A 17,596-nucleotide genomic window follows, 5' to 3' on the forward strand; every position below is an offset into this window, starting at 1 on the left:
TGAAGACTCCATGGAACTTTTAGAATAAATTAACATTAAATTGATCTAATGCAAACAAAACTCCTCTAACATAAAGTAGAAACCAAGGAAAACAAATTAATTTTGCTATATTGAGTGTTGATTTAATTTGTTTTCAAAAGGAGGAGTAAGGTTGTTTAGCAAAGCAAGAAGACTTGTTTCATCCGTTCTCGTTAGTGCCGTTGTCTTATCCACCCTGCCGATCAGTCCAGCCGTTGAGGCTGCAGGTGTCACAATGGGGGCTGTGGATACTCCCATCGCATCGCTCCCAGGCGGACGATATGATGAACCCAAATCCATCACGTTGAGCACCACAACACCGGGAGCAGAGATTTACTACACTCTCGATGGGATGACTCCCAATGACAAAAGCTTGAAGTATGATAACGCGCCGATTCAGCTTTCAAAAACATCCAATTTAAGCGTGATTGCCAAGAAGGATGGTGTATACAGTAAAACGTATACGTATGGTTACATCATAAAGACCAAAGAAAAGCCACTGCTTCAGTTTGTTGAAATGTCGGATATCCATATTGGTTCGCACGATGTAGATCCCAAGTATGAAGTCTTCTTCGATACGATTGCATCTATATTTCCAAAGCCAGATGCTATTATCATGAATGGGGATATGATCAACGATAACGGAGATCACAAAGGGGACGACCATAAAATCGTTCATGATATTTTTCAAAGCAATTTGGATAGAAAAGGAATGGATACGACTAGGATGCAAGTGTCCATTGGGAATCATGACGATTCCGTTGCCAAAGTGAAAGAGGGCTACCCCAATTGGTTCACGGAACAAGCGAATGGATATTACGAGACTCAGATAGGCGGGTATTATTTCTTTTTTCTTAATGGAAACAACTACAATTCGGATACGACTCAAAGAAATTGGTTAAAAGGCAGACTTGCTGCCATTACATCAGATCCCGCAAACAGCAACAAGCCTATATTTGTCAATGTACATCAACCCATATCCAATACAGTAATGGATGGTCAACAGGGAAGTAATCCAAATTTAAATACGGATCTGAAAGATTATCCTCAAGTCGTTGCTTTTATGGGGCACTCCCATCTGGATATCAATGATGATCGCTCCATTTATCAAAAGGATTTTACCTCCGTAAATGAAGGTTCTATGTCATACATAGAGGCAGAGCATGGATACTTTGCTGCCACTCCGGCGGGGCTGGTTTCTCGCTTCGAGTTCCCTGTATCTCAAGCTGCATTTGTGGAGATATACCCCAATCGAGTTGAAGTGGACAGAGTGGCTTTAAATGCCGACTTCGGCGATATTTATTCGGGCGGAACATGGTCCTTTAATCCGCAGCCACCTTTCAACAGCTCGGGTGCCATTGCCGGCGAGCCTTGGGTGATTGAGTTAAAAGGCTCCACCAATGATGAAATCAAGAGCAATTTCAAGTTCACGGCGGTCAACCGAAATAAAATTGCTCCAGCTTTTAAAAGCACGGATCGTTTAAGCATCACCGATCTTGATACGGTGCCTAAAGTTGTCGTTCCGCAAGCCATGGACGATCAGATGGTGCATCACTATGAGGTAGCCGTAACGGATAGAAGAACCGGCCAGATGGTGAAGTCATTCAATGCATTTTCTGATTTTTATTTCTCTCCTGTTCCTAATACGATGACTTATCCATTGGATGGCCTTCAGGTTCAAACGAAATATTCTATTACCGTAACAGCAGTTGACAGTTATGGGAACAAATCTGCTTCGCTGCAAGAAACATTTACAACAGGTGGTACACCACCCGTCTTAACACCGATTGATCCGGCAACGATGTGGAAGCAATTGGTCGTCGATATGAACTTCGATGATAATTTAAGCGATCAAGCGAATGGAGTTACCGGTTTGGCTACGGCCATAGGAAACGTGACTTATGTAGCGGGGAAATCGAATAAAGCGGTAAGTATTCCTTCCGGAACCACGAATTATATCGATCTTGGAAGCCGAAGTGATCTGAAGTTCGGAAACGGTGATTTTACAGTATCTTTTTGGCATACGGGTTCCCTGGCAGGTGATCAGACGGTCATTTCAAACAAAGACTGGAATTCAGGTAAAAATGTCGGGTGGTATATTGGTCCTGCTACAGCAAACAATATGACCCTTAACATGGCCAATGGCACGACTCGTTTGGATACAGGAGCGGGTGTAGGGACAGAGTGGCATCTCTTCACCATTATCGTGGATCGTACTAATAATGTTGGCAAAGTGTATGTAGATGGAGTGGAAAAAAGCTCAGCTACTGCAGCAGGCTTAGGGACAAGCAGCCTGGATACGACGTACAACATTATTATCGGGGCAGACGGTAAAAAAGGCTATGCCGGAGCATCTGTTACCATGGATGATCTGAAAATTTGGAAAAGAACGCTATCCGCTACGGAGATTAAAGCTCTCTCTGATTCTTATAAGACGGTAAAACTGTTTACATTTGAACAGCTTACTGCACTGATCAGTCAAGCCCATGCATTCCAGAGCAATGCTAGTTCAGTACCGGGTGTTTCTTATCCCCAAGATCTGTTAAACAGCCTTAAGGCTCAGCTGGCCATTGCCAAATCGATGACAAGCTCCAGTGATCCGAAAGATATTGATAATAGTTACTTAGAATTGCAATGGGCATTGGATTCGACGAAAGCGGCTGTCGTGTATACGTTTATCCCGAAGACTGCATTTACTGTCGACTCGTTTAGCTCCTATGCAGATAATGAGAGTGCTCTTGCATCCAATATTCTCGATGGGAGTGAAGCGACGATATGGCACTCGAAGTATGAGAGTCCTGCCGCCGATTTTCCTCATTGGGTCATCCTGGATACCCAAAATACACAGCGCTTTACGGGAATAAGAAGAACAAGCCGCTTGAGCCAAACAGCACTTGAATTTCCGAAAGATTTTATACTGTATGCATCTGACAATTTGGCAGATCTAAAGGATGATGCTTTCCTGAACAACGCTCAGAACAAGGCTGCAGGCACCTTCGGAAACACTTGGACAGGTACAGCTTACAAGGATTTTGTTGCGTTGGATAAGCCGTTGACAGGACGATATGTCAAGTTTGTCGTTACTAGCACATATAATTCAGCTAAAACTTTTACAAGCATGAGTGAAATTGATTTTACAGGCGAGACGGTGCCCATGTCCTCGAATGCGGATTTGTCCGATTTGAAAGTAAACGGGGAAACTGTACCTGGCTTCGCTTCTAATCAGTATAGCTATAAGTTGAATGTTCCCTACAGTACGACGGTAGCTGAGGTAACTTACAAGACGGCTGACGCGAAAGCAACCGTAGAGGTCGCTGGAGGAAATCAACTTGCTGTAGGCGATAACCTTGTAACGGTTAATGTGAAGGCACAGAACGGAAGTGCCCAACAATATACCCTTCTTATAAACAGGGCGGATCAAGAGCTTGCAACAAGTGCGGACCTGCTTGATTTGAAGTTAAACGGAAAAACGATAGATGGCTTTGCTTCCGATAAGCTTAATTATGTAGTCCATGTGCCAAATAGCACGACCGTAGCGGAAGTGACTTATAATCAGGCCGATGCAAGAGCAACGGTAACGATTACCGGAAGCGGTGAGCTCGCTGTTGGGGATAACCTGATCAAGGTCGATGTTAAGGGATCGGATGATACTTCTAAACGTTATACCGTTATTGTGAAACGGGCAAGCATCGCTCTATCCTCTAACGCGGATCTGACAGACTTGAAGATCAACGGGAAAACCGTGCCTGGCTTCGCATCCAATCTGCTAAGCTATGTGATGTATGTACCTATCGCTACACCTGAAGCCAAGGTGACTTATACCTTGTCTGACCCTAAAGCGGCTGCTGTTATAGTGGGAGAGGTTAAACTTTCTGTCGGCAGCAACTTGATTCTAGTTCATACTACGGCAGAGGATGGAACGGTCAAGCAATATGCTATTACAGTCATCCGATTAGGCTCTACCAATAATCACTCCTCCAGCGGTGGCTCTTCATCGCCAACGCCGCCAGTGGAGGTGGTCCCGACACCACCGGTGACTGAGACAAAACCGGATAAGCCGGAAGTAACCCCGACTCCAGAGCCAACCGTGCCGGTTGCGCTTAAGGATTTGGCCGGGCATTGGGCTGAATCGAACATCAATAGAGCCATAGCACTCGGCTTTATTCAAGGGTATCCAGATGAGACATTCCAACCAAGTAAATCCGTAACTCGTGCTGAATTTGTGGTCATGTTAGCTCATGCTTTAAAGCTTCAAGGTGAACCGATGAACTTGTCGTTCACAGATGCTAATGCAATTGGAGATTGGGCTAAACGAGAGATAGCCGCTGCTGTGAAGGCTGGAATCATTAACGGATATGAGGATGGAAGCTTCCAGCCGGATCAAAGGATATCCCGGGCTGAAATGATTGTTATGATCATGAGAGCCAAAGGCTTATCCTCAGATAGTCGAGTGACTTCCTTTGCAGATCAGAGCGATATTCCGCAGTGGGCGATGGGATCGATTGCTTTGGCAGAGGAGAAAGGGTTAGTTGACGGACTCCCTGGTAATCGTTTTGCTCCGAAGGATCAAGCCAATCGCGCGGAAGCTGTTGTAGTCCTGTTGAGGCTAATAGATAAAATGGGTAAGTAACACCTTATCACATAGTAAACAATATTAAATTGTGACCCGTGAGTTGATCACTTAGTAATAAAGTGAACCTCCTGCGGGTCACTTTTTTGTGGTTTGATTGAAAACTCCCCTCTCCCATGATATAAATGCAATCTTTCTTCTGTCTTTCTTCTAAGAGGTTTAACCATGTGACGTTGGATTTACCGAAAAAAAGCATTGGTGGGAGTGACCTAAACAGCATACTGATGTTAAGACCCACACTTTCGAGTAGCTGTTGTCAATGGAAGCAATTGCTCTAGTGCGGTTATGAATGCATATTTTTGTCCGTCGGGGACAGAAGTATGCATTTTGTTGTTCAGGCAGGTTAAACAGGTTGTGTGTGCGGCATCTTTTTTATGGAGTTGTAATTAGTGGTTGAAAATATGTGTGTTTGTGTGTTATTATGTGTGGGTCAGTGGGTGAGAGGGGATGACATCTTGTGATCATTGTGGCGGTGTTACTTGTTATTTGTTCGGGACTGACTCATGCGGTCTGGAATTTGTTTGCGAAAAAAAGTGAGGATAAGGGTTTGTTCCTGTGGGCAATCCTAATTCCCTCTATTGTGATTCTGCTTCCTACTTCAGTAATGGAACTTGTTCACGCCGACTTGCCGGCCTTAGGGTACTTGTTAGTTTTTCTTTCATTAGGGCTGCAGGCCGCCTATGGCTTATTGCTTACCGAAACGTATAAACACGGTGATTTATCTCAGGTGTATCCTGTCATGAGAGGGACTTCTACGCTGCTCATTCCGACAATAGGAGTTATTTTTCTGGGAGAATCCTTATCTGTATGGGGTTGGGTAGGTTTAGGCTGCATCATAGCAGGGATTTTTATTATGAGTGGGCGGACATTTGGCCGCAATATCGGAGGGGCACAGCGAAAGCCGCTGCTGCTGGCATTGTCGGTTGGGTTATGTACGACATTTTACGTGCTTGTAGATAAACTCAATTTACATAATTTATCTCCCTTCACATTATTGGAGATTGCAAATATCGGATTTGTATTGGGGATTTCCAAGTCTGTATTCGGCGTACCAAATATGAAAAAACAGCTAATGACGAATTGGAAAGGGATTGCGGTTGGGGCGATCTTGAATCCGGGCTCTTACTTGTTATTCCTCTATGCTATGAGCATTTCTCCATTGTCGCACATATCTCCAGTACGAGAGATAGGCATCGTATTTGGAACAATTCTGGGGGTATGGCTTCTGAAAGAAAAGCAAGGCACTCAACGAATCATCTCATCTGCCATTGTTGCGCTAGGCATTATGCTGGTGGCAGCGTTCGGCGCATCCTGAGCTAATCGTGAACAGAAACTAAAAAATGTGAATATAGTACAAAAATAGATGAATATTGTGGGATCTGCTGCAATGTTCTTTTGTTATATAATAAATGAAAGCGCTTTATGTAAGCGCTTCATTCAAAGTGCTATATAAGAGCTTTGACTAAAAATATCACGGAACCTGTCATTCTAATCGGTTATTTTCATTATTTTAGGGGGTCATAAAAATGAAAAAAAGAAATCGAGTGATGCTTGCTTCAACCTTAAGTGGGCTGCTTCTTATGTCCGCGTGCGGAGGTGGTGACAATGGAGGAACCAAAGAAAGTCAACCTGCTAAGGTCGCCAATGATGTCAAACGAGACCCTGTAGAAATTACGTTTTACCGTCCCAATACAGGAACTACGGATGAGCAATTCATGGATTTGATGGGTAAAAAAATTAAAGAGAAGTTTCCGTATGTGACCCCAAAATTTATACCTTTCGGTACAGGAACCAGCATCAATGAGGTTATTGCATCTGGACAGGACCTTGATATCGTCATTTTATCCATCGGTTTTGTCGCTCAATTCCAAAATTACAATTTGCAGACGGACTTGGGGGAATTTATTAAGAAGACGAATTACGATACGAGCCGTCTGGAAAAATCTACGTTTGATTTTATTAAGGACTATGGCAAAGGCAGCATATTTTCTCTGCCGATCTTTACAACGGCTGAAGTGCTAATGTACAACAAGGACTTGTTCGATAAATTCGGTGTTTCTTATCCGACGGAGGGCATGACCTGGGACGATGTGTATGAAATCTCGAAAAAGATGTCCCGAAATGAGGGAGGCACCCAATATTACGGTTTAATGACTTCCGTTTCACATATGGAGAGGGTAAACCAGCTATCGCTTCCGTTCGTCGATCCTAAGACGATGAAGCCTGTGGTGGATTCGGAAAAATTCAAAATGTTTGCCGAAAACTTTGCTAGATTTTATAAAATTCCGGGAGCCGTTGTGCCGAAAGAAAGACAAGGGAAAGAGGCCGATCTATTCATTAAGGACAGGACGCTTGCGATGTATGCATACTTTAACAGCACGATGGTAGGTGCTCCTGCGGATATGAACCTGGATGCCGTTCCACTTCCTTCGTTTAAAGAAGCGCCGGGAGTCGGATCTCAAATGTATCCTACGTTAGCGAGTGTAGCCAGCACAAGCAAGCATAAGGATGTAGCCTTCGATATCTTGGCCTATTTGACTTCGGATGAAATGCAGGAGAAATTTGCGGCGGACGGCACGGGTATGCCGGTCGTGAATAATCCGAAGCTGATCGAATCGTTCGGCAGAGATATTCCGACGCTGAAAGGGAAAAATATTAAAGCGTTCTATCCGACCAAACCAGCGCCTATTTCTCCTAAAACGGTTTATGATGATATCGTGGAAAAACCGACTACGGCTGCATTCAGAGAGGTTGCCCAAGATTTGAGCGACGTAAACACAGCCTTCCGTAAAGCGGCCGAGCAAGCGACCAAGGATATCGAAGCGGCAGCAAAGAAATAAGTCGCATATGGGGCGGTAGGCCTAACTAATATCGTTAAAATAATAAAAGCGGCAGCATCGAGACTCTCGAATGCTGCCGTTTTTTGCGCACGAATCATAGCTTCTTCAGCACCTCGAATATTTTCAATTCGTTTACCGTTGCTACTACTTCTGCTGTACTTTGCATTTTGAACTTTTTCAGAATGCTGCCGACCTGTTTTTTAATCGTTTCATATTCAACGGTCCGTTCCTCCGAGATTTGCTTACGCGTTTTATTTTCGCAGAGAAGCTTGAGCACCTGCAGCTCGCTTGGGGTCAGCTCCGAAATAATTTGAATGACATAGAGCAGACTCGTTTCGGTCTTCTTGATGCGCACGAATTCTTCCCGTATTTTCTCAGCGATCATCGGACGGATAGGGGAACGGTTGTAATATGCAGAGCGAATAGCCTCGACAATTTCTTCCTTTTCCGCAGTTTTAAGAATATAATCCATAATGCCGGTTTGAAAAGCGGCGAAAATAATGTTGTCATCCTTGTGCACGGTCAGAACAATAATTTTAATATGCGGAAGCTTCTCGTTAATTTGCTTGGCTGCATGAATGCCTGCTAACGGATCCTCCATCTCGATATCCATCAAAATGATATCCGGTTGATGCAGCGCCGCGTACAGCACGGCTTCATAGCCTGAGCTAGCGGATGCAACACTCTCCATATCTTCGCAAGCGGCGATAATGCGCTCCAGTCTTCTGCGATGGGCCTCCATATCGTCCACGATAAGTATTTTTATATGATCCCCGTTCATATCAAGTGCCTCCCCTTTTTAACTCCCTTGTCTGAACCTTGGCGAATGGGGGTATATTTTATTCCCCTACCTTATTTTGCAATTCCAGAATAACTGCTGTTGATCGTGTTGATCCTAAATAACAGGTAGATAAATACGGAACGTTGTGCCTTCACCTAGCTTGCTATCCACACTAATCTTGCCATCGTGGCCGGCAACGATTTTATGACAGTAAGAAAGACCGATCCCCCAATTATGAATCGACGGCTTGGTCGAGAAGAAAGGGGAGAAGATCATGTCCAGATGCTCCTTCGGCATACCAGGTCCATTGTCGGTGATAGAAATCATCCCCCAACTGTCCTGTCGGCCAAGATGAATGACGATGGCTCCGTCCGGAGAACCAGCTATCGATTCGAGAGCGTTTTCAATAATATTATAAATCGCCTCAGCCATATGCTGCTGATCAATATAAGCTATTGGTACTTCTGCGCCGGCTACAAATTTGATATCTGTTTGAAGATTCCCCTGCTTGACGAGGGACAGGGCCTCCTTAACAGGAGTGTTAAGACGAGACGGCTGCAGGTTCAGCTCGATCGATTTGAGCTTGTGGACCGCATCGCTTATACTCTCCATCGCGGCAGAACACGATTTCAGCATCAGGTCCAAACTGTACGAAGTATCTTCATCGTCTGCATGCTTCTCCTTCAAATATTCCGCCTCCGAACGGACAGCTAGCAGATGATTTTTCATCGCATGGGTAAAGGCTCTTGCCCCCAAGGAAGCTGTATCAATGCTTTTGTTGATTTGAACGTCCTGATTTTTGTGATAGGCTTCTATGGAATTGTACTTGAACACGATAAAAATGAGAAAGGCCAGCGCAGCAAACACAACGTAAGGAAATACATACAACGTTAACGGATACGAGCCGATTGGAGGCTGAAGGTAATTGTAATAGCCTTGCAGATAGGTTGCAATGACCAGGTTTTTGGGTGCCCATGAGAACAGTAGAAAATGGATCAGGACAACCGGAATCAGGCTCAAAATATGGTACAAAGCATAGTTTTTCAAAAAACGAATCTTCGGATAATTCATATAGTAATTGAGCAGCATCCAGAAGGCGATCACGATGAGCACGTCTCCCGCATAACGGAAACCATATTCAAGAAAATGGATCGCGGAGCTTAACGACATCCCCTCCGTATTGGTACTATTTACGGCAATGTCTTGAAGCCAAATTTGAATGCCCGGATCATAAAAAATCAAAGAAATGACGGAAAAAACGGCGATAGCCCCATAAATCCTGGCGTTCGTCCGTCTTCGGGAAGTGCGTGTAAAGGAAATGGCAAAGCATAAGAGCGATCCATTAAATAAAATAATGCCGCCGTTCAGCAAACGAATTAGCATGTTCACGTTAAATTTGGTTAGCACCAAGTAGTTCCACGTTCCCGGACTGAAGTTAAAGAACGTATGAATGATATTGTAATAGTAGTTGAATTTACTCAAATACAAAGTAAAGGAAACGAACGAAATAACCCATCCGAGGATGATGCCGAACATGAATCGGGTGGACAGGCTGTTTAATTTACGATAAGTGAGAAGAATCGAACAGACGATAAACAATAGCGTGAAATAGATCATGTTGAACGACTCCAGATGTCAGATTACGGATGGATAGAAAAGGGGGAATAAAACTTTCACCTTCTGCGACCGACTCGAATTCCCCTATACTATAGACAGCGACGAAAGCGTAATCATTATGATAACAAAACAAGGGATGGATGTAAAATGAAAAAAGTAATAGGCGCCGCATTAGCGGGTACCTTGTTGGTTGGACTTGCAGCGGGCTGCGGGGATAAACCGGCCGATAATAAAGCAGCGGGGAACGGGTCGGCTTCAGACTCGAATACGATTAATCTTCGGATGACCATACTTCCTGACGACTTGGAAACGACCAAGCTGGCGTATGAAGAATTTAAGAAAGACAATCCGAACATTAACGTTCAATTCGAGACGATTCCTCAAGCGCAATACTATGAAAAACTGCGTTTGCAATTATCTGGTGGAGAAAAAATCGATTTGTTCGGCGGCAATATGGACGTGTTCCTGGATACAGGCATTTTGGAGCCTTTGGATGATTACATCAAAAAAGGCAATGTGGATGTATCCGGCTTCGGTCCTTTGTACGACGGCATGAAGGTAAACGATAAAATGTATGGCTTGCCATACCGCAAATCGAATTACATGCTTTATTACAACAAAACGTTGTTCGACCAAATGAACGTGCCTTATCCTAAGGCGGACATGACATGGGATGAGTTCAGAGACTTAGCCAAGAAAATGACCAAAGGCGAAGGTGCCAACAAAATTTATGGCGCATACCTGCAGCAATGGGCCCAAACCTGGTACATGCAGTCCGTTCAGACAGGGGCATCCATCATTGATAAGGATTTGACTCCGTTCAAGAAAGCACTCCAATTCCGTAAGGATATGGAGAAAGACGGCTCTATTATGCCATGGTCCGAGCAGGTAACCACTTCCGCACACTACAATTCGGCGTTCCAAAAGGGCAACGTAGCGATGAATCTTATCGGTGACTGGCATGTAGCGCAGCTTCGTCAAGCGGAAGCGGATAAAAAAATCAGCTTTGACTGGGACGTTGTACCGATTCCTCATCCACCGGGCGTAGCCGCGAATACAAGCTTAGCGACTCCGGTGTCGATCATGATCAACAAAGATTCTAAGAACAAAGAAGCGGCATTCAAGCTGCTGCAATATTTGACAGGCGCCAAAGGAGCAAAGGTATTCGCATCCAAGGGCTTCCTGACAGGCTTCACCAATGATGACATCCGTAAAGCCTATGTAGGCGATGGCAGTATGAAGCCGAAGAACATTCACTACTTCGTGGAACAAAAAGAGTATCCGGAATATCCTCTGCTTCCTGGCGTGAAAAACATCGTCGTAGGCAACATTTATTTGCAGGAAGGCGAGCTTGCTTTGTCCGGCGGCCAAACAGTCGACCAAGCGATTCAAAAGATTGGTGAGCGTGTTCAGAAAGAATGGGCGGATAAATACGCAAAGGATTACAAAGCAGGTAAAAAATAATTTAGTAGAAAAATAAAGGTTCCCATGTTGTCCTTGATAGAGTGGAACCAGCACAGTTAGTGGGGAAAGATGCTTTCAGCGCGAGTTTTGGCTTATCGTCATCACCATAAGAAATTCCAATTGACGATAAACAAGATGGTTAAGCCGGCTGGAGGCATTTTCCCCACGGGTTGCTTCACTTTATCACAGACTTATGGGATCACCTACAACAGAAGGGAGTGGAACCGCGTGCAGGCATCAAGAGCGCTAACAAGAAGAAACCGGCTGGTAGGGTATGCTTTTTTGCTACCTAATATACTCGGCTTCCTGACGTTCATCTGCTTTCCGGTTATTGCTTCATTTGTTATGAGCTTTACCGATTGGAACGGCTTTGGAGCTATTACTTTTGCAGGCTTGGACAATTATAAACGATTGATTGGCGATGAATCGTTCCGCATCTCACTGCTGAACAGTATAGTGATGATGGTCGTTTCGGTGCCGCTAACTCTGCTGCTCGCTATATTGGCAGCTGTAGCACTAAACAAAGGCATCAAAGGGCTGAAAATATTTCGCACAGCGATATTCCTTCCTCATATTACAGCGACCATTGCGGTTGCAGTCGTGTGGCAGCTATTGTTCAATCCAACGATGGGGCCAATTAACGGGATGCTAAGAAGTATAGGTGTAGATCATCCTCCCGCATGGTTAGCCTCTACCCAATGGGCGTTGTTCTCAGTCATCATAGTGACGATTTGGCAAAATGTCGGCTATTACATGGTCCTGTATCTCGCCGGACTTCAGGGGATTCCGAGGGATTTGTACGAAGCGGCTGAGATCGATGGAGCAGGCAAGCTGTCGCAGCTCATTAAAATAACGGTACCTATGCTTTCGCCGGTTATTTTTTTCACGGTCATTATGGGCATTATCAATTCGTTTAAAGTATTTGATCTAATATTCCTGCTGACTAAGGGAGGTCCGGGCCGATCAACGCATGTGCTCGTTTACGATATTTACTACACAGCTTTCCAAAGATATGAATACGGTTATGCATCGGCCATGGCCTATGTGATGTTCGCCATTATTGTTCTGATTACGATCATTCAATTCCGCGGCCAGAAAAAATGGGTTAATTACTAAACGACGAACGGGGATGACAAGAGAATGAATTCAGTCGCACCAGCTACAAAACAACCGCATTCCTTGAAGGTTTCCCGCTCGTCAGGAGCGTGGATTGGTAAAGGATTATTATATGTAGTGCTTATAGCCGTTGCAGGCTCGATGATCATGCCGTTTCTGTGGATGATCTCAGCCTCGTTCAAATCGGAGGCGGAGGTGTTCGGGTTCCCGATTCAATGGATTCCGAGCAAGTTCTACTTTTCGAATTATTCGAAGGTATGGAGTGACCTTCCGTTTTTTACTTACTATTTTAATACGATTAAAATTGCTGTCAGCACGACGTTATTGCAAATCATTACATGCTCCATGGCTGCGTATGCTTTTGCCAAGGTACGGTTTCCGGAGCGGGATAAATTGTTTTTCTTGTATATCACAACGATGATGATCCCGTTCCAGGTCATGATGATTCCACAATTTTTGCTGATGAAGCATTTTGGGCTGTTAAATTCGCATTGGGCGCTTATTTTGCTTGGAGCATTTAGTCCGTTCGGAGTCTTCTTATTCCGTCAGTTTTATATGTCGATTCCTGAGGAGCTGTCTGAAGCGGCGCGTATCGATGGATTAAGCGAGTTCGGTATTTTTGCGCGAATCATTATGCCTCTGACGCGTCCGGCTATTGCAAGTCTTACGATCTTCACCTTCATGCATTCGTGGAATGATTTCCTGGGGCCATTGATTTATTTGAATGATGATGCTCTCTTCACGCTTCAGCTTGGTATGCAGCATTTTCAGACGGAGCACGCGACCGAATACGCGCCTCTTATGGCTGCTGCCGTATGTGCCATTATTCCGACCATTATTATATACTTCATTGCTCAGGATCACTTCGTTGAAGGCATTTCTGCCGGAGCGGTGAAAGGATGAGCAGGATGAACAAAGAATCAGCCAATAACAATATAGGAAAGCCGAATATTGTCTATGTGTTTGCTGATCAGTGGCGCAGACAAGCTGTAGGCTTTCGCAATGAAGATCCTGTGTTGACGCCTAATATTGATGCTTTTGCTAAGGATAGTCTTATATTTGATCATGCGGTCAGCTGCACCCCACTTTGCTCGCCCCATCGGGCGGCATTGATGACCGGTACGTATCCGCAAACGAACGGAGTCTTCACCAACTGCAAGATAGGGGCGGATATAGCGCTGCGAGCAGATGATATCGGCATTGGGGATGTGCTGAAGCAAGCAGGCTATAAAACCGGATATATCGGCAAATGGCATTTGGATCTTCCTGAGCAAAATGTAACCGATCATCCGGTTTCGGGAGCTAGAGGATGGGATGCCTACACGCCTCCGGGTCCGAAAAGGCATGGATTCGATTATTGGTATTCATATGGAACGTATGATGAACATTTGACACCGCATTATTGGCAGGATACGCCGGATATGATTCAAGTGAATCAATGGTCTGTTGAGCATGAGACTGATATGGCAGTTGCGTTTTTGGAGCGGTCCGCTGATGTTGAGCAGGAGCCTTTTGCATTATTTGTATCATGGAATCCACCGCATAGTCCGTTCGATCAAGTTCCAGATCAGTACAAGAAAATGTATGAGAACATGGATATACATTGGAGGCCTAATGTACGAGCCGAAGGATTGGCGGCGCATACCGGAGAGCCGATTGAGGATGGAATTGAAAATTTACAGCGGTATATGAGGGATTATTGTGCTGCCGTTACCGGACTGGATGAACAGTTTGGACGTATCCTCAAGAAGCTGAAGGAGCTTGGTTTGGAGGAAAACACGCTGATTGTATTATCTTCAGATCATGGCGAGCTGATGGGAGCACACGGCTTGATGGCGAAGCATTCATGGCACGAGGAGTCTATCGGCATTCCTTGTTTGATGAAATGGCCTGAGCGCATTCATGCAGGCAGGACGGATCTATTGTTTAACAGCGTGGACATTATGCCGACGCTCCTCGGTCTTGCGGGGCTGGAGGTCCCGTCAACCGTGGAAGGAAGTGATTATTCGAGAGCGGTGCTTGGGTTAGAAACGACTCCAGATCAACCCGCTTTCCTATGCGCTTTCCCAGGCCGTAAAGATGTGATGGAGCAATTCGCTGCCCAAGGGTTGGACAACAAGCGTTTCGGGTGGAGAGGGGTCCGCACGAGTAAATATACGTATGTAGTTCATCGAGGCTACTCGGCGGTTGACCCGAATTTCTGCTTGAGACTTCTCTACGACCTGGAAGAAGATCCTTATCAGTTAAATCCGCTGCTGCTGCAAAGAGCCTCACAGCACCCTATCGCGCAGCAGTTGAACACGGAACTGCAAGAATGGCTTGTAAGAATGGACGACCCTTTCGAGTTGTAGAGGCACAAGCAGTCGTGAGGCGGGATGGATTGTGGGATCGAGCGACGGTCACTTTGACCCGACAACGACGATACAGCGTCAAGACGCCTCGATGCTAATAGCCAAGGCATTGCATAGTAGAGAAATTCCGACGACATCCTCCTTGAATCGTCTATCCGACTTTAAGGATGGACAGCTGGTATCTGGCTATGCAAGGGAAGCAGCAGCCGTCCTGCTGCAGCACAATCTGCTGACAGGCGACGAGCAGCAACGATTGAACCCGACAGGGCCGTTAACCAGAGCGGAGGCGGCGATGCTGATCTACCGTCTATTAAAATAAAAAATAAAACAAGCAGCAGAACCTGTTTCAGGCTCTGCTGCTTTTTATCTCTATACGTGCTGAATTTTGATCAAGTTGGTAGAGCCTGATTGTCCGACTGGAACTCCTGCTGATACGACGACAAGGTCGCCGGATTCAATGATACCGGACTGTACGCCAGCTTTCAGTGCTGATTCAAACATAGCGTCGGTAGACTCCACTTTAGGTCCCAGAACCGGTGTTACCCCCCAGCAAAGAGTGAGTCTGCGTTGTACCCAATCGTTCGCAGTAACAGCGATGATAGGCGACTTAGGACGGTATTTGGATACCATTCTTGCGCTAAAGCCGCTTTCGGTAGGCGTAATAATCGCTTTAGCGTTCAAGTCGAGGGACGAGCTCACGGCAGCACGGCTGATGACCTCCGTGATGTTCGTTTTGCGCAGCTCCGTTTTGTTAGTCAGCATTTCTTCGTAAGGCAATACTTCTTCAATATTGGCAGCGATAGCCGCCATAGTACGGACGGATTCCACCGGATATTTGCCGGCAGCCGTTTCGCCCGAGAGCATCAGCACGTCTGTGCCGTCGTATACGGCATTGGCTACGTCACTTGCTTCCGCACGGGTAGGACGAGGATTCGATTGCATTGAATCGAGCATATGCGTTGCAGTGATAACGGTTTTACCGACGGCATTACCTTTTTGAATCATTTGCTTTTGGATGATAGGCACATCCTCCACCGGAATTTCCACCCCGAGGTCACCCCGGGCGACCATGAGACCGTCCGATGCTTCCAATATTTCATCCAGATTGACTACGCCTTCCTCATTTTCAATTTTCGAAATGATGTGAATATGGGGGGCATTTTTCTCTTCGAGAATACGTCTGATTTCCATGATGTCGCTAGCCTTGCGTACAAAGGAGGCAGCGATAAAATCAGCATTTTGCTCGACGGCAAATTGAATGTGAAGAACGTCTCTTTCCGTTACGCCCGGCAGCGAGGTGCGCACGCCTGGCAAGTTGACGCCTTTACGTGATTTGATAATGCCGCCGTTCAAAATACGGCAACCAATCTCAGTTCCTTCGATCGATTCCACCTTCAGCTCGATCAAGCCGTCGTCAATCAAAATACGTGAACCTACCGTTACATCCTGGGTTAACTGCGGATAGGATACGGAGATGCGATTCGCGGTCCCTTTGATTTGCTCGGTTGTCAGTGTGATTGTATCGTCGGTACGCAGCACGTAGGAAGCATCCTCTAGTAACCCTGTACGAATTTCGGGGCCTTTAATATCGATAAGGATGGAGACGGTTGCTCCAAGCTCCTCGGCAGCTTGACGTACTCTGGCGATTCTTCCTGCATGATCTGAGAGTTCGCCGTGAGCCATATTGATACGAGCGCCGTTCATTCCGGAACGGATCAATTCCTTCAAAGTTTCGACGGAATCACAGGCTGGTCCCATAGTACATAATATTTTTGTTTTGCGTGTCATTGTAAGTTCCACTCCTCTGTATAGGTGCTGTTGGAACTCATTGTAGGGAAAATTGTCGAATAATACTATGAAACATAGTATGGTAAATGTATAATAGTATGATAAAACAGATGCTTAACGGATAACGGATTAACGGTGTTACTGGGAGGATATGTAAGGAAGGAGCCTGCACATGATCTACATCGAAACGGTTCGCCAAGATACAGGAGTTCATTGGTTTGAAGAGTATGAGGAGGGGGCTCCTTGGTATGTCTTGGTTCTCGTAAGTTATGGCAAATGTTTGTATTGGATCAACCATGAGAAAGTAATACTGGAGAAGGGAGATTTACTGCTTATCCCGCGTGGGGTGCCTTTCTACGGAAAAAGTATACCAACGGTAACGCATGAGAAGTACGTCGTTTCATTCTTAAACGATGCTTCCTCACCTTTGCTTCCTCTGCTTACTGCAGCAGAATGCTGTAAATGGAAGACCGGCAAGTACGAGCTGCTCTTCCAGCGCTTCCGGATGATGAACGAGGAATGGAAGGAACAGCTTCTTTACCGTGAGGCGATGTGCCAATCGTTAGCTCTGGAAATATTAACCCACTGGAATCGGGAACTGGATGAGGGTAAGCCTTCATCGGCCAAAGAGCAGCATGTCGATCGGATGAAATCGTATATCCAAAACCATTATAGGGAGAAGGTGACAAAGGAAGACTTGGGAGAAGCGATCGATAAAACTCCTAATTATGCTGCAGCTCTGTTCAGCGGGGTGACGGGTCAGACCATCGGTGAATATGTGCATGGCTTACGGATGAAAACCGCTATTTATTTGCTGACCCATTCCCAGCGTACAATCGGAGACATTTCCGATTATTTGGGTTACTGTGACCCATCTTATTTTCATAAAGTGTTCAAAAGAGAGACTGGAAAGTCCCCTGCTGCTTATACGAAAGAGAGAGAGATACCCCCTCAGTAATACAACGCTTACATTAGTGTAATCCCCCTATTC

The 17,596-nt window shown here is 45.4% G+C and carries 12 protein-coding genes; 9 read left to right on the plus strand and 3 right to left on the minus strand.

The features are described from left to right. The first annotated feature begins 151 nt into the window (after positions 1-151). From BP97_RS38570 to BP97_RS0101700, 3 genes are all read left to right on the plus strand, one after another. The gene (locus tag BP97_RS38570) at positions 152-4,648 is read left to right on the plus strand and encodes an S-layer homology domain-containing protein (RefSeq protein ID WP_051620269.1); all 4,497 of its coding nucleotides are present in this window, start codon (positions 152-154) and stop codon (positions 4,646-4,648) included. A gap of 457 nt (positions 4,649-5,105) precedes the next feature. Then, positions 5,106-5,963, plus strand: a complete 858-nt coding sequence (locus tag BP97_RS0101695) for an SMR family transporter (protein ID WP_028547562.1) — start codon at positions 5,106-5,108, stop codon at positions 5,961-5,963. Positions 5,964-6,174: 211 nt separating this feature from the next. After that, positions 6,175-7,488, plus strand: coding sequence for an ABC transporter substrate-binding protein (locus BP97_RS0101700; RefSeq protein ID WP_028547563.1), 1,314 nt, complete (start codon positions 6,175-6,177; stop codon positions 7,486-7,488). 94 nt (positions 7,489-7,582) lie between these two features. Here BP97_RS0101700 and BP97_RS0101705 read toward each other — a convergent pair whose 3' ends face one another. Next, entirely contained in the window at positions 7,583-8,269 is a 687-nt protein-coding gene (locus BP97_RS0101705; RefSeq protein ID WP_028547564.1) for a response regulator transcription factor, read from the minus strand. A gap of 114 nt (positions 8,270-8,383) precedes the next feature. Further along, positions 8,384-9,886 carry a sensor histidine kinase gene (locus tag BP97_RS0101710; protein WP_028547565.1) on the minus strand — a complete coding sequence of 501 codons (1,503 nt, stop codon included), beginning with the start codon at positions 9,884-9,886 and terminating at the stop codon, positions 8,384-8,386. 147 nt (positions 9,887-10,033) lie between these two features. On the opposite strand from BP97_RS0101710, the gene BP97_RS0101715 reads away from it, so the two are divergent. From BP97_RS0101715 to BP97_RS0101735, 5 genes are all read left to right on the plus strand, one after another. After that, positions 10,034-11,350, plus strand: coding sequence for an ABC transporter substrate-binding protein (locus BP97_RS0101715; RefSeq protein WP_028547566.1), 1,317 nt, complete (start codon positions 10,034-10,036; stop codon positions 11,348-11,350). A 228-nt stretch (positions 11,351-11,578) separates the two neighbouring features. Beyond that, positions 11,579-12,466, plus strand: coding sequence for a carbohydrate ABC transporter permease (locus tag BP97_RS0101720; RefSeq protein WP_028547567.1), 888 nt, complete (start codon positions 11,579-11,581; stop codon positions 12,464-12,466). A 24-nt stretch (positions 12,467-12,490) separates the two neighbouring features. Continuing rightward, positions 12,491-13,369: a carbohydrate ABC transporter permease gene (locus tag BP97_RS0101725; RefSeq protein WP_081823870.1), complete on the plus strand. Its 879-nt coding sequence runs from the start codon at positions 12,491-12,493 to the stop codon at positions 13,367-13,369. A gap of 5 nt (positions 13,370-13,374) precedes the next feature. Further along, positions 13,375-14,817 (plus strand): sulfatase family protein, encoded by a 1,443-nt coding sequence (locus BP97_RS0101730; protein WP_051620314.1) that lies wholly within the window; start codon positions 13,375-13,377, stop codon positions 14,815-14,817. A gap of 31 nt (positions 14,818-14,848) precedes the next feature. Continuing rightward, a complete protein-coding gene (locus BP97_RS0101735) occupies positions 14,849-15,136 on the plus strand; it encodes an S-layer homology domain-containing protein (RefSeq protein WP_028547570.1) in 288 nt (95 codons plus the stop codon). Between the two features lie 50 nt (positions 15,137-15,186). Here BP97_RS0101735 and pyk read toward each other — a convergent pair whose 3' ends face one another. Next, on the minus strand, positions 15,187-16,605 hold the full coding sequence (gene pyk / locus BP97_RS0101740; protein WP_036745310.1) for a pyruvate kinase: 1,419 nt from the start codon (positions 16,603-16,605) through the stop codon (positions 15,187-15,189). Positions 16,606-16,777: 172 nt separating this feature from the next. On the opposite strand from pyk, the gene BP97_RS0101745 reads away from it, so the two are divergent. Further along, a complete protein-coding gene (locus tag BP97_RS0101745; protein ID WP_028547572.1) occupies positions 16,778-17,563 on the plus strand; it encodes an AraC family transcriptional regulator in 786 nt (261 codons plus the stop codon). Positions 17,564-17,596: the final 33 nt, after the last annotated feature.

This window comes from Paenibacillus sp. UNC451MF, from assembly GCF_000686845.1.
Classification (GTDB): Bacteria; Bacillota; Bacilli; order Paenibacillales; family NBRC-103111; genus Paenibacillus_S.

Bases quoted from the DNA above. Each gene is read 5' to 3' on its own strand.
- BP97_RS0101700 (WP_028547563.1), top strand. From the start codon at position 6,175: ATGAAAAAAAGAAATCGAGTGATGCTTGCTTCAACCTTAAGTGGGCTG.
- BP97_RS0101705 (WP_028547564.1), bottom strand. From the start codon at position 8,269: ATGAACGGGGATCATATAAAAATACTTATCGTGGACGATATGGAGGCC.
- BP97_RS0101710 (WP_028547565.1), bottom strand. From the start codon at position 9,886: ATGATCTATTTCACGCTATTGTTTATCGTCTGTTCGATTCTTCTCACT.
- BP97_RS0101715 (WP_028547566.1), top strand. From the start codon at position 10,034: ATGAAAAAAGTAATAGGCGCCGCATTAGCGGGTACCTTGTTGGTTGGA.
- BP97_RS0101725 (WP_081823870.1), top strand. From the start codon at position 12,491: ATGAATTCAGTCGCACCAGCTACAAAACAACCGCATTCCTTGAAGGTT.
- BP97_RS0101730 (WP_051620314.1), top strand. From the start codon at position 13,375: ATGAACAAAGAATCAGCCAATAACAATATAGGAAAGCCGAATATTGTC.
- pyk (WP_036745310.1), bottom strand. From the start codon at position 16,605: ATGACACGCAAAACAAAAATATTATGTACTATGGGACCAGCCTGTGAT.
- BP97_RS0101745 (WP_028547572.1), top strand. From the start codon at position 16,778: ATGATCTACATCGAAACGGTTCGCCAAGATACAGGAGTTCATTGGTTT.